This window comes from Sphingomonas sp. Leaf67, assembly GCF_001421965.1.
Classification (GTDB): domain Bacteria; phylum Pseudomonadota; class Alphaproteobacteria; order Sphingomonadales; family Sphingomonadaceae; genus Sphingomonas.
The window spans coordinates 473,870-496,262 of sequence record NZ_LMLP01000001.1; the positions used below are offsets into that span (position 1 = coordinate 473,870).

At 65.2% G+C, this 22,393-nt stretch carries 23 protein-coding genes; 13 read left to right on the top strand and 10 right to left on the bottom strand.

The window, feature by feature from the left end; all coding sequences use genetic code 11:
• Positions 1 to 26: 26 nt before the first annotated feature.
• From ASE90_RS02360 to ASE90_RS02370, 3 genes are all read right to left on the bottom strand, one after another.
• On the bottom strand, positions 27 to 1,388 hold the full coding sequence (locus tag ASE90_RS02360) for a DUF418 domain-containing protein (RefSeq protein WP_055995404.1): 1,362 nt from the start codon (positions 1,386 to 1,388) through the stop codon (positions 27 to 29).
• Between the two features lie 75 nt (positions 1,389 to 1,463).
• Positions 1,464 to 3,683 carry a DPP IV N-terminal domain-containing protein gene (locus tag ASE90_RS02365; RefSeq protein WP_055995407.1) on the bottom strand — a complete coding sequence of 740 codons (2,220 nt, stop codon included), beginning with the start codon at positions 3,681 to 3,683 and terminating at the stop codon, positions 1,464 to 1,466.
• Positions 3,684 to 3,904: 221 nt separating this feature from the next.
• On the bottom strand, positions 3,905 to 4,387 hold the full coding sequence (locus ASE90_RS02370; protein ID WP_055995410.1) for an SH3 domain-containing protein: 483 nt from the start codon (positions 4,385 to 4,387) through the stop codon (positions 3,905 to 3,907).
• A gap of 98 nt (positions 4,388 to 4,485) precedes the next feature.
• Between ASE90_RS02370 and ASE90_RS02375 the strand changes: the two genes are divergently transcribed.
• The 3 genes from ASE90_RS02375 to ASE90_RS19480 all read left to right on the top strand — a co-directional run bounded on the left by ASE90_RS02375 (position 4,486) and on the right by ASE90_RS19480 (position 6,853).
• On the top strand, positions 4,486 to 5,487 hold the full coding sequence (locus ASE90_RS02375; RefSeq protein ID WP_055995413.1) for a 2-hydroxyacid dehydrogenase: 1,002 nt from the start codon (positions 4,486 to 4,488) through the stop codon (positions 5,485 to 5,487).
• 64 nt (positions 5,488 to 5,551) lie between these two features.
• Complete coding sequence (locus ASE90_RS02380; RefSeq protein ID WP_055995416.1) at positions 5,552 to 5,782, top strand: hypothetical protein; 231 nt, start codon at positions 5,552 to 5,554, stop codon at positions 5,780 to 5,782.
• 333 nt (positions 5,783 to 6,115) lie between these two features.
• A complete protein-coding gene (locus ASE90_RS19480; RefSeq protein ID WP_156361387.1) occupies positions 6,116 to 6,853 on the top strand; it encodes a hypothetical protein in 738 nt (245 codons plus the stop codon).
• Positions 6,854 to 7,036: 183 nt separating this feature from the next.
• On the opposite strand, the gene ASE90_RS02385 is transcribed toward ASE90_RS19480, so the two are convergent.
• Positions 7,037 to 7,717, bottom strand: coding sequence for a glutamine amidotransferase-related protein (locus tag ASE90_RS02385; RefSeq protein ID WP_055995419.1), 681 nt, complete (start codon positions 7,715 to 7,717; stop codon positions 7,037 to 7,039).
• Positions 7,718 to 7,844: 127 nt separating this feature from the next.
• Between ASE90_RS02385 and ASE90_RS02390 the strand changes: the two genes are divergently transcribed.
• Positions 7,845 to 8,039 carry a hypothetical protein gene (locus tag ASE90_RS02390; RefSeq protein WP_055995422.1) on the top strand — a complete coding sequence of 65 codons (195 nt, stop codon included), beginning with the start codon at positions 7,845 to 7,847 and terminating at the stop codon, positions 8,037 to 8,039.
• A gap of 35 nt (positions 8,040 to 8,074) precedes the next feature.
• Here ASE90_RS02390 and ASE90_RS02395 read toward each other — a convergent pair whose 3' ends face one another.
• The 5 genes from ASE90_RS02395 to ASE90_RS02415 all read right to left on the bottom strand — a co-directional run bounded on the left by ASE90_RS02395 (position 8,075) and on the right by ASE90_RS02415 (position 12,455).
• The gene (locus ASE90_RS02395) at positions 8,075 to 8,536 is read right to left on the bottom strand and encodes a hypothetical protein (protein ID WP_055995425.1); all 462 of its coding nucleotides are present in this window, start codon (positions 8,534 to 8,536) and stop codon (positions 8,075 to 8,077) included.
• Positions 8,536 to 9,939: an NAD(P)H-dependent flavin oxidoreductase gene (locus ASE90_RS02400; RefSeq protein WP_055997125.1), complete on the bottom strand. Its 1,404-nt coding sequence runs from the start codon at positions 9,937 to 9,939 to the stop codon at positions 8,536 to 8,538. The genes ASE90_RS02395 and ASE90_RS02400 overlap by 1 nt, the downstream gene beginning before the upstream one ends.
• 127 nt (positions 9,940 to 10,066) lie before the next feature.
• The gene (locus ASE90_RS19485; protein WP_156361388.1) at positions 10,067 to 10,267 is read right to left on the bottom strand and encodes a hypothetical protein; all 201 of its coding nucleotides are present in this window, start codon (positions 10,265 to 10,267) and stop codon (positions 10,067 to 10,069) included.
• Positions 10,268 to 10,443: 176 nt separating this feature from the next.
• Positions 10,444 to 11,580, bottom strand: coding sequence for a glycosyltransferase (locus ASE90_RS02410; protein WP_055995431.1), 1,137 nt, complete (start codon positions 11,578 to 11,580; stop codon positions 10,444 to 10,446).
• Positions 11,577 to 12,455 carry an alpha/beta fold hydrolase gene (locus ASE90_RS02415; RefSeq protein ID WP_055995434.1) on the bottom strand — a complete coding sequence of 293 codons (879 nt, stop codon included), beginning with the start codon at positions 12,453 to 12,455 and terminating at the stop codon, positions 11,577 to 11,579. Before ASE90_RS02415 ends, ASE90_RS02410 begins: the two co-directional genes overlap by 4 nt.
• An 18-nt stretch (positions 12,456 to 12,473) precedes the next feature.
• Here ASE90_RS02415 and ASE90_RS02420 point away from each other — a divergent pair, with 18 nt between their 5' ends.
• From ASE90_RS02420 to ASE90_RS02460, 9 genes are all read left to right on the top strand, one after another.
• Positions 12,474 to 13,877: a protein adenylyltransferase SelO family protein gene (locus ASE90_RS02420; protein ID WP_055995436.1), complete on the top strand. Its 1,404-nt coding sequence runs from the start codon at positions 12,474 to 12,476 to the stop codon at positions 13,875 to 13,877.
• A gap of 86 nt (positions 13,878 to 13,963) precedes the next feature.
• The gene (gene astD / locus ASE90_RS02425; RefSeq protein WP_055995439.1) at positions 13,964 to 15,373 is read left to right on the top strand and encodes a succinylglutamate-semialdehyde dehydrogenase; all 1,410 of its coding nucleotides are present in this window, start codon (positions 13,964 to 13,966) and stop codon (positions 15,371 to 15,373) included.
• Between the two features lie 77 nt (positions 15,374 to 15,450).
• On the top strand, positions 15,451 to 16,239 hold the full coding sequence (gene cobA, locus ASE90_RS02430) for a uroporphyrinogen-III C-methyltransferase (RefSeq protein ID WP_055995441.1): 789 nt from the start codon (positions 15,451 to 15,453) through the stop codon (positions 16,237 to 16,239).
• The gene (locus ASE90_RS02435; protein WP_055995444.1) at positions 16,236 to 16,532 is read left to right on the top strand and encodes a DUF2849 domain-containing protein; all 297 of its coding nucleotides are present in this window, start codon (positions 16,236 to 16,238) and stop codon (positions 16,530 to 16,532) included. Before cobA ends, ASE90_RS02435 begins: the two co-directional genes overlap by 4 nt.
• A gap of 206 nt (positions 16,533 to 16,738) precedes the next feature.
• Positions 16,739 to 18,373, top strand: a complete 1,635-nt coding sequence (locus ASE90_RS02440) for a nitrite/sulfite reductase (RefSeq protein WP_055995447.1) — start codon at positions 16,739 to 16,741, stop codon at positions 18,371 to 18,373.
• A complete protein-coding gene (locus ASE90_RS02445; protein WP_055995450.1) occupies positions 18,366 to 18,773 on the top strand; it encodes a Rid family hydrolase in 408 nt (135 codons plus the stop codon). Before ASE90_RS02440 ends, ASE90_RS02445 begins: the two co-directional genes overlap by 8 nt.
• Positions 18,770 to 19,195: a DUF934 domain-containing protein gene (locus ASE90_RS02450; protein WP_055995453.1), complete on the top strand. Its 426-nt coding sequence runs from the start codon at positions 18,770 to 18,772 to the stop codon at positions 19,193 to 19,195. The genes ASE90_RS02445 and ASE90_RS02450 overlap by 4 nt, the downstream gene beginning before the upstream one ends.
• On the top strand, positions 19,188 to 19,973 hold the full coding sequence (locus ASE90_RS02455) for a phosphoadenylyl-sulfate reductase (RefSeq protein WP_055995456.1): 786 nt from the start codon (positions 19,188 to 19,190) through the stop codon (positions 19,971 to 19,973). The genes ASE90_RS02450 and ASE90_RS02455 overlap by 8 nt, the downstream gene beginning before the upstream one ends.
• 42 nt (positions 19,974 to 20,015) lie before the next feature.
• Positions 20,016 to 20,489, top strand: coding sequence for a hypothetical protein (locus ASE90_RS02460; protein WP_055995459.1), 474 nt, complete (start codon positions 20,016 to 20,018; stop codon positions 20,487 to 20,489).
• A 223-nt stretch (positions 20,490 to 20,712) separates the two neighbouring features.
• Here ASE90_RS02460 and ASE90_RS02465 read toward each other — a convergent pair whose 3' ends face one another.
• Positions 20,713 to 22,389 (bottom strand): GMC family oxidoreductase, encoded by a 1,677-nt coding sequence (locus tag ASE90_RS02465; protein WP_055995462.1) that lies wholly within the window; start codon positions 22,387 to 22,389, stop codon positions 20,713 to 20,715.
• Between the last annotated feature and the right edge of the window lie 4 nt (positions 22,390 to 22,393).

A 22,393-nucleotide genomic window follows, 5' to 3' on the forward strand; every position in this document is an offset into this window, starting at 1 on the left:
ATACCGGTTTTGCACCTTTTGTAAAGTCACGCGGGGACCAGCGTCGGCCCCGGCAGCACCTCCGGGACCAGATCGGGACGACGCCTGAACGGCTGTCGCTGCCAGTAGGCAAGGCTGCGCCATGCCCATTCGAGCGGTCCGATCGCGAACCATCGCGCCCATAGATTGGCGGCGACCGCACTCACCACGATCACCCCCGTCGCGATCGCGAACTGCCCGGCATGCCCGTACTTCGCCCACAGGTTCAGGCCATAGGGCGCGAACAGGATATGCAGCCCGATAATCTGTTCGAGGAAATAGACCGAGAACGCCATCCGCCCGACCGCGCGGAACGGATGGAGCAACCGCGTACCGCCAACGGTCTTCATCGCAAGGTTGACCGCCGCGACATGGCCGATGCTGACCGCGATCCGCGCCGCCTCCTGCGTGAACCAGATCGTCTTGGCCGTCGGCAGCAGCGGCATCATCTCGACCACCCCGATCGCCCGTGCCGTCAGCCCGAATCCATAGGTGGCGAGCATCAGCCCCAGATAGAAGCGCGACGTCCGTTCGCCCTGGATGATCCGCCACTTCCACAGCGCCACGCCGATCAGCATCGTGCAGAACGCTTCGATGACGACCATCGCCAGCAATCCCTTGCCGATCATGAACTTCATCCAGCCGTCCCAGTAATAGCGGGCATAGGGCAACCAGCCCCCGGCATGGGCCTTGCGCTCCTTGATCAGATCCCTGGCCATCTTCTCGTTCGGCGCGCGCTTTGCGATCTTCCGGTTCCATTCGGTCAGCGCCTCGGCGTCTTCCGCGGCGACCGGCCGTCCGGCAGCCTGCGCCGCTCGCGCCTGTTCGACCTTCGCCTGCATGGCCAGTCGCGGCACATATTCGGTTACGCCGCCCACCGCCATGACCAGCGCGAACAGGCTGCCGAGCGCCATCAGCGCCTTCGGCCCCAACAGACGGAATGGAAACAGGAACAGCGACGCGATCGCATACACGGTCAGAATATCGCCGACCCACAGCACGACGAACACGTTGATCAGCCCGAAGAACAACAGCCACAGCGTCCGGCGATAGAACAGGTCGGCGACCGCCACCGGCCCGTCGGGCCGCATCGCCCGCGCGGTCAGCACCATAAAGCCTGCGCCGAACAGCAATTCGAGCACGCCGCGCTGCGTCCCTTCGAGGAAGATCGAGACGAAGCCCCACGCGAACCGGTCGATCGGCATCCACCCGATCCAGCGGAAGTCGGTAAACAGCATCGTGACCGGCGACGCCTGCGTCGTCACGTTCATATAATAGATGGCAAGGATCGCCAGACCCCGCAGGACGTCCAGCACCTCGATCCGCGCACGGCCCGTGACCGGTGCGATTCCGCCCGCAACTTCCCCCATCGCCCGACTCCCCCAAGCCTATGCGCCGAAACGCTAGGCGTGGGGAAAGTCGGGCGTCAATACACTGTTTGGAGGTTACTTCTCGACGACTTGCCGGTCGAGGAAGTTCAGGATCGTCTTCCACAGATGTTCGCTGATCCCCGGCCCGCCGACGCGGTGGGTCTGTCCCGGATACAGCATCAGTTCGAACGGCGTCGCCGACTTCTGCATCGCCGCCATCATCGCTGTCGAATGTTCGAGCACGACGTTGTCGTCGGCCATGCCGTGAATCAGCAGCAGCGGGTCGCTGATCTTCGCCGCGTCACCCACCGTCGCCGATGCGGCATAGGCTTCGGGCACCGTACGCGGATCGCCCATATAGCGTTCGGTATAATGGGTGTCGTACAGTTCCCAGCGCGACACCGGCGCGCCCGATACCCCCGCCGCGAACACACCCGGCGCCTTTTCGAGCATCTTCAGCGTCATATAGCCACCATAGGACCAGCCATAGGTCGCGATCTTGTCCGGCGCGACGAACGGCAGCGTCTTCAGATACTCGGCACCGGCGATCTGGTCGTCGACTTCGACCGTGCCCATCGCCTGATGGATCTGGTCTTCGAACGCCTTGCCGCGTTCGGGCGATCCGCGATTGTCGATCTCGAACCAGATCCAGCCGCGATCGACCAGATACTGGCGCAGCGCTCCGCCCCATGCCCGGCGCACGACCTGGCTACCCGGCCCGCCATAATGCGAGAAGAACACCGGATAGCGCTTGCCCGGCTCCAGCCTGGGCGTGATCATGTTCCAGTACAGCGTCGACCCGTCGGCGGCCTTGATCGTTCCGAACTCGGTCGGACGATGGCTGGCGACATAGGGCGCATAGGGGTGATCGCCGGTCAGCGCATTTTCGTTGATCCACGCGATCCGCTTGGCGGCGGTGTCGGCCAGATAGGTCTGCGACGGCTGATCGGGGTTGGAGCGCGACACGATCAGCCGCAACGCCTTTCCATCCATCGACGCGCTGTACGACCAGCCCGGCTCGGTCATCCGCGTGACCACGCCCGGCTTCTTCAGGTCGACGCGGTATAGCTGCCGTTCGAGCACATCGTCCTTGTTGGCGAGGAAATAGACGCGGCCCTTCGCTTCGTCGACCCCCGCCAGGTCGGACACCATCCACTTGCCGCTGGTCAGCTGCGCCCATTTGCCGCCCTTCCAACGGTACAGATGCGCATAGCCGTCGCGTTCCGACGACCAGATCAGGCTGCCGTCCTTCATCAGGTGATAGGCGTCGGACAGGTTGACCCAGCTTTTCGGCCCGGTTTCCTCGGTGAACAGGATCGTCGCCGCCCCCGTCGCCGGGTCGACGCGCAGCATGTCGAGCTTCGTCTGCGTCCGGTTCTGCCGCTGGACCAACAGCGCCTTGCCATCGGGGGTCCAGTCGACCCGCGCCAGATAGATATCGGGATCGGGGCCGAGATCGACCTTCACCTTGCCCGACCCGTCCGGCTTCATGACATAGAGCTCGACCAGCACATTGGGCGTCCCTGCCTTGGGATAGCGCTGCTGATAGATGCTGGTGCCCTCCGCCCCGATCGCGGAGCGGGTAACGATGCCGACCGGTGCCTCGTCGAAACGTTCGACCGCGACCAGCCGGTCGTCGGGCGACCACCAATATCCGGTGCGGCGGTTCATTTCCTCCTGCGCGACGAACTCCGCCTCGCCGAAATGGACCGTATCTTTGCCCTCGGTCGTGACCGGCGTCTCGCGCCCGGTCTTCAGGTCGAGCGTCACCAGATTCTGGTCGCGCACGAAGCTGACATAGCGTCCCTCGGGGCTGACCACCGGGTTCAGTTCGCCGCTCTCGCTATTGGTCAGCCGGCGGACGCTACCGTCGATCGATGCGAGATACAGGTCGCCGTCGAGCGGCACGAGGATCGACTTGCCATCGGGTGCCCAGTCATAGGCGAGGATACCGCGCTTGCCGGTCAGCGAACGGTCGCGCTCGCGCTGCATCTTTTCGGCCTCGGACAGGGCGGCACCAGTGCCGACCTTCTTCGAATCGACCAGCATCCGCCATTCGCGGGTGGTCGTGTCCATCGCCCACAGATCGAACCGCTCGCGCTCATCGGCCCGGTTGCGCAGCAGCGTCACATATTTGCCGTCGGGCGACAGGCGCAGATTCTGCGGGGCCGCGCCGTTCAGGTCGGGGCTGGCAAAGACCCGTTCGAGCGTCAGGTCGCCCGGCTTCGCCGGTTCACTCGCCATGCCGGCCTGACCCATTGCCAGCAACGCCGCACCCATCAACCATTTGACCATATTGCCCCGTATGTCCTGCGATCCAACCGCGTCGATCGTATCAACGGTTATCGCTTCCCCGGGGGCGTAGGTAAATGGCGGAATTTGACCGAGTGGGACCTCGTGCCATCCCTTCGTCGCTCCCGCGCAGGCGGGAGCCTATAGACGCCGACGTCGCGCTTCCTGCCCGACCGCCAGCGTCTATGGATTCCCGCCTGCGCGGGAACGACGGAGGGATTTCCTTACATCGCCTCGCCCGGATCGACGCCCCACAGCCGCGCCTGCTCGACATAGCCGCCGCGCCCGCGCACGTCGAAGAAGCACCACGCGCCGTTGCACCGCGACAGCCGCCCGACCACGCCCGGGGCCGCGCGCCACACCACCGCCGCGCCCGATTGCGGCGATGCGCGCAGTTCGATCACCTCGCGCCCTACAAAGGCGGTGCGGCGGTCGCTCAGCAACCCGACCTGCAACCACCCGCGCGTACCGTCGGGGTCTTCGACCCGGCGCCAGTCCTGATAGATATCGACGACCTTGATCGGCAAGTCGGCCCGGCGATACACCCATTGCGTTGGGTAATTCTTGCCGGGACCGCTGCGCATCCGCGCCTCGCCCGCCGCGATCGACGCGTAATAAGGCGGCTTGCGGCGCTGCGCCTCCGCCGATCCGGTCGCCAGCACCACCAGCATCGACGCGACCGCGATCGATCGCCTTGCGAAGCGCATGTTATCGTCCCCTTTTGTCCGAACCCCGCCTCTATCGGCAACCGCACCGTGCCCGCAAGCCGTTGACGCAGGTTCGCCCAGTCGCCAATCCGGTACCCATGACCGTATCCGCTCCCCCGCCCCGCCATCCGCGAGTCCAGGTGACGCGGCGTCTGCCGGCGGCGACCGAGGGGCGGATGGCGACGCTGTTCGACACGGTGTTCAGCCCCGACGACCATGCCTTTACCCGCGACGAACTCGCCGACGCGATGGCCGATTGCGACGTGCTGGTCCCCGCCGTCACCGACGCGATCGACGCCGCGCTGATCGATGCCGCGCCCGATCGCCTGCGCCTGATCGCCAATTACGGCGCGGGCGTGAACCATATCGACCTGAAGGCCGCCCGCGCCCGCCGGATCATCGTTACCAACACCCCCGGTGTCCTGACCGAGGATACCGCCGACATGGTCATGGCGCTGATCCTCGCCGTACCGCGCCGGCTGGCCGAGGGCGAGAAACTGGTCCGGTCGGGCGAGTGGAAGGGGTGGAGCCCCGGCGGGATGCTCGGCCACCGCATTGGCGGCAAGGCGCTGGGCATCATCGGCATGGGCCGGATCGGTCAGGCGGTCGCGCGGCGCGCCCGCGCCTTCGGCCTGTCGATCCATTACCACAACCGCCACCGCCTGCCCGACGTGGCTGAGGCCGAACTGGGCGCGATCTGGCATGCCGATCTCGACGAGATGCTGGGCGTCATCGACCTGCTGACGATCCACACCCCGCGCAATGCCGACAGCGAAAACCTGCTCGACGCCCGCCGCATCGCCCGCCTGCGCCGCCACGCCTATCTCATCAACGCCTCGCGCGGCGGCATCGTCGACGAAGAGGCGCTGATCGACGCGCTGGAGGGCGCACGCCTCGCCGGTGCCGGGCTGGACGTCTGGGCACATGAACCGGCGATCGACCCGCGCCTGCTGGCGCTGCCCAATGTGGTGATGACCCCGCATATGGGTTCGGCGACGCTGGAAGGCCGTGTGGCGATGGGGGAAAAGGTGATTACCAATATCCGCGTCTGGGCGGACGGGCACCGGCCGCCGGATCAGGTGTTGGAGGGGTTGCGGTAAGGCGAATGTAGAGAGGCCGCTTTCGCTCGTTTGCAGACATTGGACGGTTCGCTATCGTCGACGGATGAGCGACGGTTACAACGGTCTGGGGGATCACGATAAGAAGGGTTGCATCCTTGCTGCGCTAACCGGTGTCGTCGCCCTGATTGTCGATTTCGGCCGATTTATGGGTGATCCGGTACCCGGCACTGAGAATTCGTGGTGGCGCTACATTCCGTTCACGATGTCGACGATCGTCGTAGTGATCGCGACGTTCGCGGTTGTCCGGGCAATTAGCGGACGCAAGGGGCGCTAACGCGCCGTTTCCGACCAATTACAAATATTCGACTTACTCCTCCACTGCCTCTAACAATGGCCCATCATGAGCGGCCGAACGCGACCTACCGCAGGCTGCGATCGAGCCGGATGGCACTCGAACGACCTTTTGAGCGGGGCAATAGCTATGCTTAGTCGATCAATCGCATCCACAATACTTCTACTTGCTTACGGCTTTTTGTCACTGTCAGCCGCGAGCGCGGCTAGCGCAGTCGTAGTCAAGCCGAGCAGCCCGTGGACGATCGATTATACCGAGGAAAGCTGTGCGCTTGTTCGGATCTTTAACGATGCTGACAACAAGGTTCGCCTCGAGTTGAAGCAATACGAACCAGATGGTTTAATGGTCGTATCCCTGACAGGCCCTCTTCGTCCGCGAGAAAGTGGCTTTCGCTATGCGTTTCTGCCTGATCCGGCGCTCCGCGAGATGGGTCCACCGGCGCATGCCAGACTTAGTGAGGGAGGGACGTTAACCCGCTTCACCACGGCCTCGCTAAGAACAATTTCAGATACCAATAAATTTTACCTTCAGATGAACACGCCTGATGGGAATAAAGAGTTCCAGCGGTTACCAATATGGCCAGCGGAAGATCGGAACGGCCGCTTCCGAGAAATCACCGGCTTGGTTTTGAAGAAGGCTTTTGCGCAAGACCTTACTGTTCTCATTGGCTCGATGACCTCTCCGATGGCGGCAATGGACAAATGCCTTGATGATCTAATCACCGGTTGGGGACTTGATGCCAAGATTGAAAAGAACCTGTCTCGTCGCGTTGCAATGAAAACATTTTCCTCACCAGATCCAACTTGGCCCAAAATACAGTCCTTCTTGACGGTATTAAAGTCGTCTCACTTCCGAGTTCGCTTCATGGTGGAAGGTGACGGAACGATGACATCCTGCCAAGTTTTAGGAGCCGCGAAAGGAACGCCGGAAGCAGCGGCGCTCTGCAAAGCATATCAGGATAACGCGCGTTTCGAAGGCGCACTCGACTCAAACGGGACGCCAGTTCCTAGCTACTTCATGACCGACATGAGTATACTTGGTGTAGCGCTGTAGCAGCCGACTTCCTTAGCTGAGAACGTCCGTTATCCACCAAAGCGGGCCATTCCATACTTTCCTACGAAGCCCATGCCTGCCAACATCGCTCACGGTCCTGCCAGACCCCCGCTCTTTGACACCGCCGCCATGCAACACACAAACACCGCGCAAGTGTGACTTTCGTGACCTTTGGCGGAAAACCTACCCTTCCAGCCCCGCCAGCCACTCGCCGATCATCGCCTGCCCCGCCCGCACCGCCGCCGGTCCCAGCGTCCGATATTCCTCGGTCAGGCTGCCGCGATGCTTTGGGCAATCGAGATAATCGAGCCACGCCTCAAACCGCGCATCCTCGCCCATCTCGGCATGGAATTGCAGCGCCAGCAGGTTGCGTCCCCGCCGGAACCCCTGCCGATAACGCGGCGTCGTCGCCAACAACTCGGTTCCGTCGGGCAGGTCGAACGTATCGCCATGCCAGTGCAGCACCGGCACCCCCGCGAGATGGCGCAGCGGACTCGTCAGGTCCGGTGTCAGGTCGACCGGCGCGAAACCGATCTCGCACCCGCTGCCCTTGTACACAGCGGACCCGAGCGCCGCCGCCATCATCTGCGCGCCGAGGCAGATGCCCAGCGTCGGCCGGTCCGCCACCAGCCGCCGCGACAGCGATGCGATCTCGCCCGGAATCCATGGATGTTCGTCGACATCGTACACGCCCATCGGCCCACCCATGACGATCAAGAGGTCGGGTGCGGTCAGGTCGGCGGTGGCGAAGGCCGGATCGGTCACGTCGATCCGGTCGATCGCATATCCCGCCGCCTCCACCGGGGCACGGTATCCGGCACAGCCTTCATAGGGAACGTGGCGAACGATCAGCGCGGACTTCATGCGGCACAGTCTATCGCGCCGCAGGTTAATGGCACCTGTAATGTTTCTTTGTGTTGCAATGGGACGGGTTTGGAACCCCTGCGGCGCAAAATCATTGGCCGGACGTAGCGTAAACAGGAGTAACCCGATGAAAAAGATCGTAACTATTGCCCTCGCCCTCGCCGCCGGCAGCTCGCTCACCGCCTGTTCGACGTTGCGCGGCGGCGCGATCGGCGCGGCGGGCGGTGCCGGCATCGCAGCGGCGACCGGCGGCAATGTCGAAAAGGGCGCAGCAGTCGGTGGCGTCGGCGGCGCGGTGGTCGGCACCGTCGCCGACGATTGATGCGGATCGACCGGGGCGGCACGACGCCGCTCCGGTCAACCGTTCAGCAGCGCGATCCGGGCGAGGTCCTTTTCCCGCCCGAACCGCATGAGCATTGCCACCATCTCGTCCCTGTCGGGCACCGGCACCGTCAGCCCGTCGTTGACGTCCATCATTACCCGCGATCGGGGCTGAACCGGCTCCCAGCGGCCCGCCCGATGGAGTTCGAAGCCCGCCATGCATTCGATCTCGACGCCATTCGCTTCCAACGCTGCATAGAAGCGCGACCGAAACAGGCCGTTATCGTCTGGTGCGCGGACCCGGACGCCGGGCAGTTCGCGGATCAGCGCGGCATCCTCGATCCCGATCAGGATATCGATGTCGCCCACCGCGACCGGCCGCCGGGCATGCAACGCGACCGCCGCCCCGGCGATCACCCACCACGGCTTCGTCGCGGCCCGCAACACGCCGGCCATCCTCGCCAGCGCATCGCAAAGGGCCACCGAAAGCCCGGTCATCAATTCCCGGTCAGGATGCGGTCGACCAGCTGCTTCACATTCGGCACGAACCCGTTCGAATAGAAGGGATCGCGCTTGAAGTTGTAGGCCGCGTGCCCCGCGAACATCAAATTCCGGTCGGTCGGCCCGCCATGTGCGATGTCCTGCAACGTCTTCTGGATACAGAAGCTGCGCGGATCGGCCAGTCGTCCGGTCGAGTTGGTCTCGCTGTCGGCCCAGCTCGAAAAGCTGCACTGTGACAAGCAGCCCATGCAATCCGCCTGATCCTTGCGAATGACGCCCTTCTCCTCGGGCGTGACGAAGACCAGCGTATTGTCCGGCGTCTTGAGCGCATCGGTGAAGCCGAGGCCGAACCATTCGCGCGCGCGAAGCAGATCGCCCTGCGTCACCCAGAAATTCCTGCCCTTCACCCCGACGTCGAGCTGGAAGACATGGTCGCCCGCTTCCTGCGTCGAAAAGGCGATCTGCCGCTCCGACCGCGCTTCGAGGCTGCGGAGGAACGGGTTGCGGACCGCCGACGAATAGAAGCCGGTCGGACTGAACCGGTGCAGCAGCACCTCGCCCTGCTCGATCTCCATCAGCTTCGCCTTCCACTCGGGCGGGATGGGGCTTTCCTGCGTCAGCAGCGGACGGGTGCCGAACTGGAAGGCGATCTTGCCCAGTTCGGGATTGTCGATCCAGTCGTTCCAGTCGCGCAGGTACCAGACGCCGCCGGCCATCACGATCGGCACATCGTCGGAAATGCCGCCCTCGCGCATCGTCGCGCGCAATTCCTTCACGCGGGGATAGGGGTCCTGCGGCTCCAGCGGGTTCTCGGCGTTCGACAGGCCGTTATGCCCGCCGGCCAGCCACGGGTCCTCATACACCACCGCCGCCAGCCATTCCGCCGCCTTCGAATAGGCGCGCTTCCACAGCGCGCGGAACGCACGGCCCGACGACACGATCGGCAGATAGCTGACGCCGTAGGACGCGGTGATCTCGGACAGCTTGTACGGCATCCCCGCGCCGCAGGTGACGCCCGACACCAGCCCGCGCGTCCGCTCCAGCACGCCGTGCAGGATGCGCTGCGCCCCGCCCATTTCCCACAGGACGTTGATGTTGATCGCGCCGTTGCCGCCGGCGATCTCCCACGCGCGCCGAACCTGCTGCACCGCGCCCTCGATCGCATAGTCGATCAGTTCCTCATGGCGTTCGCGGCGGGTCAGCGCCTTGTACACCTGCGGGATGATCTTGCCCTCGGCATCATAGCTGTCGGCGTTGACCGCGGACACGGTGCCGATGCCACCCGCCGCCGCCCACGCGCCGGCCGAGGCGTGATTGGTCGCGGCAACCCCCTTGCCCCCCTCGATCAGCGGCCAGACTTCGCGGCCGTTATAGACGATGGGCGACAGACCTTTGAACAACATGACCTCCAGCGGGAACTTCGCAGCGGGACAGGCGCATCGCGCCACCGCATCGCGCCGTCATTACTGCCAGCCGCGCCCGAACGCGAGCAAATTGCGTGCGGACGTCTGGCGCGTCCGGTTTCGTTCAGCTTTGATAGATGCGGCTCGACCCGACACGTCCGTCCCGCCAGCGTAATTCCAGCACCAGATAATCGGCAAGGGTCGGGCACAGGACGTAGTGGGTCGGTGGTCCGGCCCGCCCCTCGCGCTCATCGCCCAGCAGCGCAATGACCTCCGAAGGAGTCCGCCCCTCCAAACCGACCCGGTAGCGCAGGTCAAGGATCATGCGGCAGCGGTCTTCGCTGAAACTGGTGTCAACCTGCTTCCACGCAACCGACGAAAACGGGCGCGGCCACGTCATCATCGTCCCCCCGGTGCACAGGCCGAGGAACCATGAAGCCACGAGAAATATGCTCAGAGCGAAGCCAGCGCCGCCGATCAGACGCCCCTTGCCCCGCATCGCTACCCCAACGCCCCCGGCCGCCCCAGCGCCCGCTCATACAACGCCTTGTACGCCGCGATCATCTTCGCCTCGTCGAACTCGGCATAGGCCTTGGCGCGGTTGCTCTCGCCGACATAATGGCGGGCCGCGGCATCGACCGCCAGCATCTGCAACCGGTCGCGCAGATGCACCTCCATCCGGTCGTTGCCCAGATACGGCCGGTTCGGTTCGGACACCATCCGCGCGATATCGCCGACCGGGGGCGCGACGACCGGCAGCCCCGCCGCCATCGCCTCCATCACCGAAATCGGCTGCTGCTCGCTCTTCGACGACAGCGCGAAGATATCGAACAGCCCCATATAGCGCCACGCCTCGGGCAGGAATCCGGGCAGGTGGACCCGGTCGTCGATCCCCATCGCCTCGGCCGCGTCGAGGATCGCCTGCCGCTCCGGCCCTTCGCCGACGATCACCAGCCGTACCTTGACCGAAATCCCGCCGACCGACCGTACCAGCAGCGGCAGATCCTTCACGTCGCGCAACCCGGCGACGCAGCCGATCACGATCTCACCCGGTTTGCGACGAAAGCCGGGGATCGCATCGGGTGCCGGTCCGTGCGCGAACCGCGCGACGGGCACGCCGTTACCGATCAGGTGCAGCCGTCCATCGGGCTGTTTCCACGCCGTCTGCGCAACCTGCAACAACCGCTGCGACGGCACGACCAGCGCGTCGGCCGCACCCAGCGCGAAGCGCCGATACAGGTTGCGCACCGGATTAAGCCGGGTCGCCTCATCCTCGTTGAAGCCGTCCTCGTGATGGATCACCGGCGGCGCACCCTTGGCGAACACGCGCCTGGCCATCACCCCGTCGATCGCGCCCCAGTTATAGGTCAGCACCAGATCGAAGCGGCGCATGAACTTCGCGATCGCCTCGAACCGCGCGACCGACGGTTTGCCGGTCAGCGGCGGCGGGTTCTGCGCGATTTCGTACCGGATATGGCTACCGATCGCGGCCTGTGCCTCGGTCCGCTCGGGTACGCCCGACACGATCGTGTGGACCGCGTTCGATCCCCACGCGTGCATCAGCCGCACCGCCCGCGCCTCCTTCCCGCCATAGGCGAAGGAGGAATGGAGGTGGAGAATGCGGACCGGTGCGCTCACGCCCCCGCCACCCGCGCCAGCAACCGGTCGATCGCCGCCGCCGCCGCCGGTTCGGTCAGCGTCGGGGCATGGCCGACCCGCTCAACGATGGTCAGTTCGGCGCCGTCGATCCGCTCGGCCATCGCCGCCCCGACCTGCGCGGGCAGGATATCGGACAATTCGCCGCGAACGATCGACACCGGCTTGCCCGCCAATGCCGCATAGGCGCGCCACATGTCCGGCCCCGCCTCGTTGCCCGGCACGCGGAACGGCTCGGCGATCTTCATGTCGTAGTCGAGGATGATGCGGCCCGCCGAATTGAGCCGGTGCAGCCGCTTGGCCATATGCAGCCAGTCCCGCACCTCATAGCCCGGATAGGCATCGCCATTATGTTCGGCGACCGCGCGCGCCGCGTGCATCCATGTCGGATGGCTGACCTGCCGGCCGACATAGCCGCGGATACGCCCCAGACCGACCGGATCGAGTTCCGGCCCGACATCGTTGAGCAGCGCCGCCGCGATCCGGTCCCGATCGGTCGCGGCCAGCAGCATCGTCAGGATGCCGCCGAGCGAGGTGCCGAACGCCACGACCTGCGGCAACTCGAGCTGGTTGAGCAGCGCCTCGACATCCTGCAGATACACCAGCGGCACATAGGTCATCGGATCGCGGGCATAGCCGCTCTCGCCGCGCCCGCGCATCTCGGGCACGATCAGCCGCCATTCGCCCGCCAGCCGGTCGGCGACATCCTCCCAGTCGCGCGCATTGCGGGTCAGCCCGTGCAGGCACAGGATCGCCGGCCGGTCGACCCGTCCGCCATAGTCGCGATAATGCAGCCGGAGGCCGTCGTTCGACCACCAATAGCCATCGGTGAAGCGTTGCTTGTCGGATAGCGCCATCGCCCCCCATATCGCCGCATGGCCGAAAACCCGCAACCCGCTCGCTATCGCCCCCGCACCGATATTCTGGGTCTGGGCGATCCGTTCTACGACGCCGTGGCCCCGGCGTCGTTCCCGGCGCACATCCTGCGCTTTCGCAACGACCACGCGGCGGCGCAGATCGGCATCGGGTCGGGCGACGGCACCGCCGACACCCTGCCCCTGACCGACGAAGCATGGCTCGACCATTTCGGCCGCTTCACCCCTCTGCCCGGCAGCATCCCGCAACCGCTGGCGTTGCGCTATCACGGCCATCAGTTTCAGTCGTACAACCCCGATATCGGCGACGGACGCGGCTTCCTGTTCGCGCAGGCGACCGACGACCGCGACCGTCTGCTCGACCTCGGCACCAAGGGGTCGGGCCAGACACCGTACAGCCGGTTCGGCGACGGGCGCCTGACGCTGAAAGGGGGCGTGCGCGAAGTGCTGGCGACCGAGATGCTGGAGGCGCTGAACGTCCCGACCTCGCGCAGCTTCTCGCTGATCGAGACCGGAGAGGAGCTGGTCCGCGGCGACGAACCGTCGCCGACCCGTTCGGCGGTGCTGGTCCGGCTGAACCACAGCCATGTCCGTATCGGCACGTTCCAGCGTCTCGCCTACGAACGGGATGCCGACGCGATGCGCCGGCTGGTCGACTATGTCCTGACCCGCCTGCATGGTCGCACACCGGGCAGCACGCCCGCGATCGACCTGTTCGACGAAGTCGTCGGTCGCGTCGCCACGCTCGCCGGGCGGTTGATGGCGGCCGGGTTCGTGCACGGCGTGCTCAACACCGACAACATCAACGTCACCGGCGAGAGCTTCGACTATGGCCCGTGGCGGTTCGCGCCTACATGGGACGTCGGGTTCACCGCCGCCTATTTCGACCATCACGGCCTTTACGCCTTTGGTCGTCAGCCAGACGCGATGCACTGGAACGTCATGCAACTGGCGGTGGCGCTGCGTACCGTGGTCGACGCACCGCCGCTGATCGAGGTGCTGGAAACCTTCCCCGAACGCCATGCGACGGCAGCGGCGGAGGCGCTGCTGTGGCGGCTGGGCGTCCGTCCCATCGATCCGGCCAGCGACCGCGCGCTCGCCGATGCGGTAACGACGGCGCTCGCCACCTCCCACATGCCGATCGACGATTTCTTTTTCGAAGCGTTCGGCGGCTGCCTTCCTGAAGGCGACGACGGGACCACGTTCGAGGAAGTCCGCGCGCGGCTGTCGGAGTATCGTCCGCGCCGCGACCGCAGCCATTCCTATTGGTCCGATGGCACACCCTGTTCGATGCTGATCGACGAGGTCGAGGCGATCTGGGCCGCCATCGCCGAACGGGACGATTGGACACCGTTTCATGAAAAGGTCGCCGCGATCCGCCGCATGGGGCAGGCGCTTGCCTGACGCCGGTCGATCGTAGCACATAACTGGCATCGTCGCGCGATCTGGTCCAAGGATGCGCGGCAAACAGGAGGCGGATACAACTACGCATGGCCGAACTCGTCTCGACCGAACCCGCAACCGGCGCGACCCTGTGGCGTGCCCCGATCGGCGATGCCGATACCGAAGTCGCCGCCGCCCGTGCCGGATGGGCCGGCTGGGCTTCGCGTTCGCTCGCCTACCGGATCGAGGCGATGCGCCGCTTCGCCAATGTCGTGCGCAGCCGGTCGGAGGCGTTTGCCGATGTGATCGCCCGCGAAACCGGCAAGCCGCTATGGGAAGCGCGGACCGAGGTCGAAACGGTCATCGCGAAGGTCGAGATCTCGATCACCGCATACGGCGAACGTACCAGCCAGCGGCGGCTGGAGGCACAGTCCAGTTCCCGCATGGCGCTGCGCCACAAACCACATGGCGTGCTGGCGGTATTGGGGCCGTATAATTTCCCGGCGCACCTGCCCAACGGCCACATCATCCCGGCGCTGATCGCCGGCAATGCGGTCGTGTTCAAACCGTCGGAGAAAACCCCGGCGAGCGGCGCCTTCCTCGTCGACTGCTACCGCGCGGGCGGCGTGCCCGAGGATTGCGTCCGGCTGTTGATCGGCGGTCCCGAACAGGGCCGTGCCCTGGCCAGCCATCCCGATATCGACGGCCTGCTCTTTACCGGATCGGCCCGCACCGGCATCGCGCTCAACCGCCAGTTCGCCGAAACGCCGGAGAAAATTCTGGCGCTGGAAATGGGCGGCAACAACCCGATCATCGTCTGGAGCACGCCCGACCTGTATGCCGCCGCCGTGCTGGTCGTGCAGTCGGCGTTCACCTCCGCCGGACAGCGATGCACCGCCGCGCGTCGCCTGATCGTCGAACGGCGGCTGGCCGAACCGCTGCTGGTCGAGATCAACCGGCTGTGCGAACGCCTGATCGTTGGCGAACCCCATGCCGATCCCGCACCGTTCATGGGGCCGGTCATCGACAACGAAGCCGCCGATCAGCTGACGGAGAGCTTCCTGTCGCTGACCTCGCGCGGCGGGCGTCCGCTTCGCTTCATGCAGCGGCTGGTCGACGGGCGTCCATTCCTGACCCCCGGCATCATCGACATGTCGGATACCGCCGAACGCAGCGACGTCGAACTGTTCGGGCCGTTGCTGCAAGTGTTCCGCGTCGACAGCTTCGAAGCCGCCATCGCCGAGGCGAACAACACCCGCTACGGCCTGTCGGCCTCGCTGATCTCCTCCGATCCGCAGCTGTATGACGGCTTCTGGGCCAATATCCGTGCCGGCATCGTCAACTGGAACCGCCCGACCAACGGCGCTTCCTCGGCCGCGCCGTTCGGCGGTATCGGCTGGTCGGGCAATCACCGTCCCTCCGCCTATTATGCCGCCGACTATTGCGCCTATCCGGTCGTCTCGGCCGAAGCCGAGCAGGCGCGCGCGTCGATCGGCATCGGGCTGCGCAACCAATAGCCCGCTAAACAATCCCTTCCCCGCTCCCAAGCAAGCGTCGGTTGCCTGGGAACGGCGTCGGCCGCATCTACGCTATCATGGCAACGCTACTCGATCCGACCGCGCGCGGGCGCGTCATTCTTGTCGGGGCGGGTCCGGGCGATCCCGGCCTGCTGACCGTCCGCGCGGTGGAGGCGCTCAAGACCGCCGACGTCGTCGTCCATGACGGACTGATCGACCCGCGCGTGCTCGACTTGGTGCCACCCACCGCGCAGCGCATCTCGGTCGCCAAGCAGCGCGCGCGCCACACCCTGCCACAGGAAGCGATCAACGCGCTGATCGTCGCCCATGTGAAAACGGGCGCGATCGTGATCCGGTTGAAGGGCGGCGACCCGTTCATATTCGGCCGCGGCGGTGAGGAGGTGGAGGCGGTACGCGCCGCCGGTCTGCCCGTAGAGGTCATTCCCGGCGTCTCGGCCGCGCTCGGCTGTGCGGCCGGCGCGATGTTGCCGCTGACCCATCGTGACTGGTCGTCGGCGGTCAGCTTCGTCGCCGGCCAGTGCAAGGGGTTGAGCGAGCAGGACTGGTCGGGCCTCGCCGGACAGGGCCGCACGCTGGTGATCTACATGGGCGTCGCGACCGCCGAAGCCATTGCCGACAAGCTGATGGCCGATGGCGTCGCCCCCGACATGCCCGTCGCGGTGCTGGAACGCGGCACCTATGCCGACGCCCGCGCACTGCGCACCCTCCTCGCCGATCTCGGCCCGATGGTCGCGCGGGAGGACGTGAAGAGCCCGGCGGTGATCGTCGTCGGGGAAGTCGTGCAACTGGCCGATGCCGAGGACAAGCTCGGCAACTGGGCGAAAGCGGCGGAGGCGCTAACATGAAGCTGCTGACTGGAAACGACCTCGCCAGCGGCGATGTGACGTGGTGGACCGGCCGCGACTGGTCGCGCCATGTCGAGGATGCCGCCGATGTCGGCGAGGACGGCGAACGCATCGCCTCGGTCGAGGAAGCGGCACGGCGGGTCAACGTGCCCTATGTGATCGACGCGGTGGCGACGCCCGGAGGCCCCCGTCCGGCGCATATCAAGGACCGCATCCGGGCGCTGGGTCCGACGGTGCGAACCGACCTGACGCTCAAGCCTGCCGATCCGAACGCCGGGGCGTGGGTCATCTAATCAAGCTCCTCCCCAGCATGGGGAGGGGGACCAGCCGCAGGCTGGTGGAGGGGGGTGTCCCCAAGCGCCGCGCTGGTGGAGAACCCCCTACCATCGCTGACGCGATGGTCCCCAGTATCGGGTCGGATCGTTCCCCGAACGATCCTTGACCATGCGGGGCATGGTCAACCCGATACTCCGTGCCGGGGAGGAAACAGGAAGAAGCGATGTACCAGTACGATACCTATGACCAGTCCATCGTCGATGCCCGCGTCGCCGAATTCCGCGATCAGGTCGAACGCCGTCTGTCGGGCCATCTGACCGAGGACCAGTTCAAGCCGCTGCGGCTGATGAACGGCCTTTATCTCCAGCTTCACGCCTATATGCTGCGCGTCGCCATCCCTTACGGCACGCTGTCGTCGGCGCAGATGCGCGTGCTGGCCGACATCGCCCGTACCTATGATCGCGGTTACGGGCACTTCACCACGCGTCAGAATCTCCAGTTCAACTGGATCAAGCTGGCCGACACGCCCGACATTCTGGAAAAGCTGGCGAAGTTCGAGATGCACGCCATCCAGACCAGCGGCAACTGCATCCGCAACATCAGTTCCGACCAGTTCGCCGGTGCCGCCGCCGACGAGACGACCGACCCGCGTCCATGGGCGGAATTGCTGCGCCAATGGAGCACCTTCCACCCAGAATTCAGCTACCTGCCGCGCAAGTTCAAGATAGCGGTGATCGCGGCGGACGAAGACCGCGCCGCGATGCGGCTGCACGACATTGGCCTGCGCATCGTCGAACGCGACGGCGTGGCCGGTGCGCAGGTCTATGTCGGCGGTGGCATGGGCCGCACCCCGATGATCGCGCCGCTGGTCAACGACTTCGTGCCGCTGTCGGACCTGATGAGCTATCTGGAAGCGTGCCTGCGCGTCTACAATCGCTACGGCCGCCGCGACAATATGTACAAGGCGCGGATCAAGATCCTGATCCACGAGATCGGCGTCGACAAATATCGTGCCGAAGTCGCCGACGAATTCGCGCATATCAAGACGCTGGGCATCGACCCGCCGCAGGCCGAATTCGACCGCATCGCCGCCTTCTTCGCCGATCCGGCCTTCGCCGACACGTCCGGCGATGCGCCGGTCGATCGGAGCGACGCCGGCTTCGCGGCATGGCTGGACCAGAATACGCATGCCCACAAGCGTGCCGGCTATACGATCGTCACGATCAGCCTGAAGCCGACCGGCGGCATCCCCGGTGACGCATCGGCCGATCAGATCGACGCGATGGCCGATCTGGCCGAGGCGCACAGCTTTGCCGAACTGCGCGTCACCCATGCGCAGAACATCGTCCTGCCGCACGTCCGTTCGGTCGATCTGCGCACGGTCTATGACCGGCTGGTCGCGATCGGACTGGCCGAAGCCAATCTCGACCTCATCACCGACATCATCGCCTGCCCCGGTCTCGATTATTGCAGCCTCGCCAACGCCCGGTCGATCCCGCTCGCGCAGAAGATCGCCGACCGCTTCGCCGATCCGGTGCGCCAGCGCGATCTGGGCGAATTGAAGCTGAAGATCAGTGGCTGCATCAACGCCTGCGGCCATCATCACGCCGGCCATATCGGCATCCTCGGCGTCGACCGGAAGGGTACCGAGAATTTCCAGCTGTTGCTCGGGGGATCGGGTGCGGAGGACGTTTCGCTCGCCAAGATCACCGGCCCCGGCTTCTCGGAGGACGGCGTAGTCGACGCGATCGAGCGGGTGACCGACCGCTATCTCGCCGAACGTGCGACCGGCGAGCGTTTCGTCGACACCTACCGCCGGATCGGCATGGAACCGTTCAAGGAGGCCATTTATGGGTAAGCGTTCTGCCGTTTTCCCGGCCGCACCGCACGCGCTTTATGCCGAACATGGCTATTCACCCGCCGTCCGGGCCGGCGAGCTGCTGTTCGTCTCGGGACAGGTCGGCGCGCGGATCGATGGCACGCCCGAACCCGATCTGGCGGACGAGATCGCGCTCGCCTTTACCAACCTGACTGTCGTGCTGGCGGGCGCAGGCTGCACCCCGGCGGACGTGATCGACGTACAGTTGTTCACGACCGATCCCGAAGCAGTCTTCCCGCTGCTGTTCGCCCATCACCCCGCTTATTGGGGCGAAGGTCCCCTGCCCGCGCTGACCGCCGCCGGCGTCACTTGGCTCGCCGGCTTCCGGTTCGAGATCAAGGTCGTCGCGCGCATTCCCCACGAAGGAGCCGCCGCATGAGCGAGCCGCTACGCCTGCGCGACGACGCCGCGCATGACGAACCCGCCGTCACGCTCGACGCCTTTCTCGGCCAGTCGAACGCGACCGCCGTCCGGATCGAGGCGGGCGACGATGCCCGGCTGCTGCTGCCGCATATCGACCGGCTGGCGCTGATCGAGGTCAGCTTTCCCAAGTTTCGCGACGGCCGTGGCTATTCCGCCGGACGTATCCTGCGTGAAGCAGGCTATACCGGCGAACTGCGCGCCGAAGGCGACGTACTGGTCGACCAAATCCCGCTGATGCGTCGCTGCGGCTTCGACAGCTTCGCGCCCGCCGCGCCGGTCGATCCTGCCGCGCTCGAACGCGCGCTGGAACGCTATGACCATGTCTATCAATCGGCGGCCGATGGGCAGGTGCCGGTGTGGAAATTACGTCATGGCTGATGCCGACCCCGATATTCGCGTCCGCGACCGGCTGGACATCGCCCCCCGCTTCACCGCCGCCGATGCGCAGGCGCTGAACGAACGCTTTCAGGGCGTATCGACGCACGACATGCTGACCGTCGCCTTGGGTGAGCGGTTGCTCGGTAATGTCACGGCGGTGTCGTCGTTCGGCGCGGAATCCGCGGTGCTGCTGCACCTGATCGCCTCCGTCGATCGCTCGGTCCCCGTGCTGTTCCTCGAAACCGGCAAGCATTTCCCCGAAACGCTCGCGTACCGCGACTTGCTGGTCGACCGGCTGGGCCTGACCGATTTCCGCAACCTGCGTCCTGATCCGGCGCTGCTGGCGGCAAAGGACGCGACCGGGTTGCGCTGGTCCTATGACCCCGATGGCTGCTGCGACATCCGCAAGGTCGAACCGCTTGCGCGTGGTCTTGCCGGGTTCGATGCCAGCTTCACCGGACGCAAGGCGTTCCAGTCGGCGACGCGTACCGCCTTGCCGCGCTTCGAACTCGACACGTCGGACACGGTCGGCCGGTTGAAGGTCAATCCGCTCATCACCTGGACCCCGGCCGATATCGACGCATACTTCGCCGAACACGACCTGCCGCGCCACCCGCTGGTTGAACAAGGTTTTCCCTCAATCGGCTGCCAACCCTGCACCAATCGCGTGAAGCCGGGCGAAGACCCGCGTTCGGGCCGCTGGGCCGGCTGGGAGAAGGTGGAATGCGGCATCCATACGCCCCTGCCCGATGGGGATCCGAACCTCCCGAGCTTCTGACCCGCGCTTGCCCCGCCCCGGTTTCCGGCGCAAAGCGGCGCGATGCAGCAATCGGCAGTCGCCTATTTCACCAACGGCCGGATCATCGTCGCGCCGGTTTCGCGCACCGGGTCGGGCGATACGATCGCCACCGACCCCAAATGGTTCGGCAAGTCGGCCAAGAAGGCGATCATCGCCCAAGCCATCGGCGAAGCGCTGACGGCATCGAGCGCGCGTGTAACCGATCCGACCCCCGAACAATGGAAGCGACAGTTCATTCCGTTTCAGGACGCGGCCGCGGTCAAGAACTTCAAGACGTTCATGCGCGAGGCCAAGCGCGTCGACATCGAGCGGACCGGCGAGACGCTGACGCTGATCCCGTTCGACAATCTCGGGGCGAACAATGGCTTCGAAGCGCGCGAGATCGAAGCGCGCAACGTCGCGGCGGACGATATCGAAGGCGTAGCGGGGACGTTGCTGATCCTGCTCGGACTGCGGCCGGATGGCGGCACATCAGTGGCAGGCGACGTGGACTGAATGCGCGCCGCTACGGCCGCCGCGATAGCTGCAGGAACATCCGACATCCACACCGTACCCCTGCGCCGGCGGGGGTACGGTGCCATGCAAAGCAAGCGGTAGCGTGTAAACCCTAGGCCCCCGCCTGCGCGAGGGCACGAGCGTGTATGGGTAACGTTGGCGGCACGGACGTGCCAAAACACTCCAACGTCACCCGAACAAAGGGCCACCGCTTACCGCCACCTTATGCCCAGGGCTTGGTCCGCACCGCATGGTCTGCCGCACGAGCAGTCAAGGCCATGAACGTGAGCGACGGATTGACGCACGATACCGACGCCATCTGCGCGCCGTCGGTCACGTACAGGTTCGACGCGTCATGTGCCTGGCTCCAGCCGTTCAGCACCGACTTGCGCGGATCGGCACCCATGCGGGCACCGCCCATTTCGTGGATCGCGTCGCCGGGGACATGCTCGCCTTCATAGCTGCGGACATTGGTCAGGCCCGCCGCCTTCAGCATCTTCTCGCCCTCGATGCGGGAATCGGCCATCATCTTCAGCTCGTTGTCGCGGAACTTCACGTCGAACTTCATCAACGGCACGCCGAACCGGTCGACCTTGTCCGTATGCAGCGACACGCGGTTGTCGGCATAGGGAAGGCATTCGCCGAACGCGCCCATTCCGAACTTCCACGGGCCATATTGCCGCATGCCGTGCTTCATGTCCTTGCCGAAGCCGACGGGTGCCATCGGTTCGCGCCGGGCGCTTCCCTGATAGCCATAGCCCCGACGGAAGCCGACGCCTTCCTCCCCCTTCAGGTTGCGGAAACGCGGGACATAGACTCCGCCCGGCCGCCGGCCATATTCGATCAGGTCGGTCATGCCGGGAATTTCGCCCTCGACCCCGACGCGGAAGATATGGTCCATGACATAGCGGCCCAGCGTGCCGCTGGCGTCGAAATGGCTGCGACCGCCGCCGCCCATCCGCGAGTTCATCAGGATCTGCGTCGAAGCCATCGCCGACGCGCACAGGAACACCAAGTTCGCCTGCACCGTCTCCGCCTGCCCCGTCTTGGCATCGATAAAGCGGACGCCGGTTACCTTCTTGCGTGCAGCGTCATATTCAAGATTCGTGACCACCGCATCCGACCGCAGCGTCAGCCGCCCCGTCGCCCGTGCCGCCGGCAGCGTCACCGCCTGCGTCGAGAAATAGGCACCGAACGAACAGCCATTGCCGCACTGGTTACGGAACTGGCACTTGCTGCGGTTCTGATCCGGCTTGTCCTCGGTCATGTTGGACAGGCGGCTATTGATCAGCTTGCGACCCGGAAACTTGGTTTCCAGCTCCTGCTTCAACCACTTTTCCGCGACGTTCATTGGCATCGCCGGCTGGAATTCGCTGTCCGGCAGGTACGGCAGATTCTCACGTGATCCCGATACGCCGATGTACTTTTCGACATAGCTGTACCACGGCGCGACGTCGTCATAGCCGATCGGCCACGTGCCATCGACACCCTCGCGCCTGTTCGCCTCGAAATCGTCGGCGCTCCAGCGGAACGTCCAGCGCCCCCAGATCAGTGACTTTCCGCCGACTGCCGCCGGGCGAATCCAGTAGAATTTCTCGCCTTCGTCGAACGCATAGGGGTTCAACCGATCGTCGTTGTAGAAGGATTGGTTGCTCGGTGATACATACCCATGTTTGGCGATGAAATAGTCGCTCTCCATCAGCGGCTTGGGCATTTGATTGCGCGCCGGCACCTCATAGGCCGGCTTGCCGTCATACGGATAGCCTTCGATATGCTCGACCATGTGGCCACGGTCGAGCATCAGGACGCGCAGGCCCTTTTCGGTCAATTCCTTGGCGGCGAACCCGCCGCTGACGCCCGATCCGATGACGATCGCGTCGAACCTGTTGGTGACTGCCATAAAT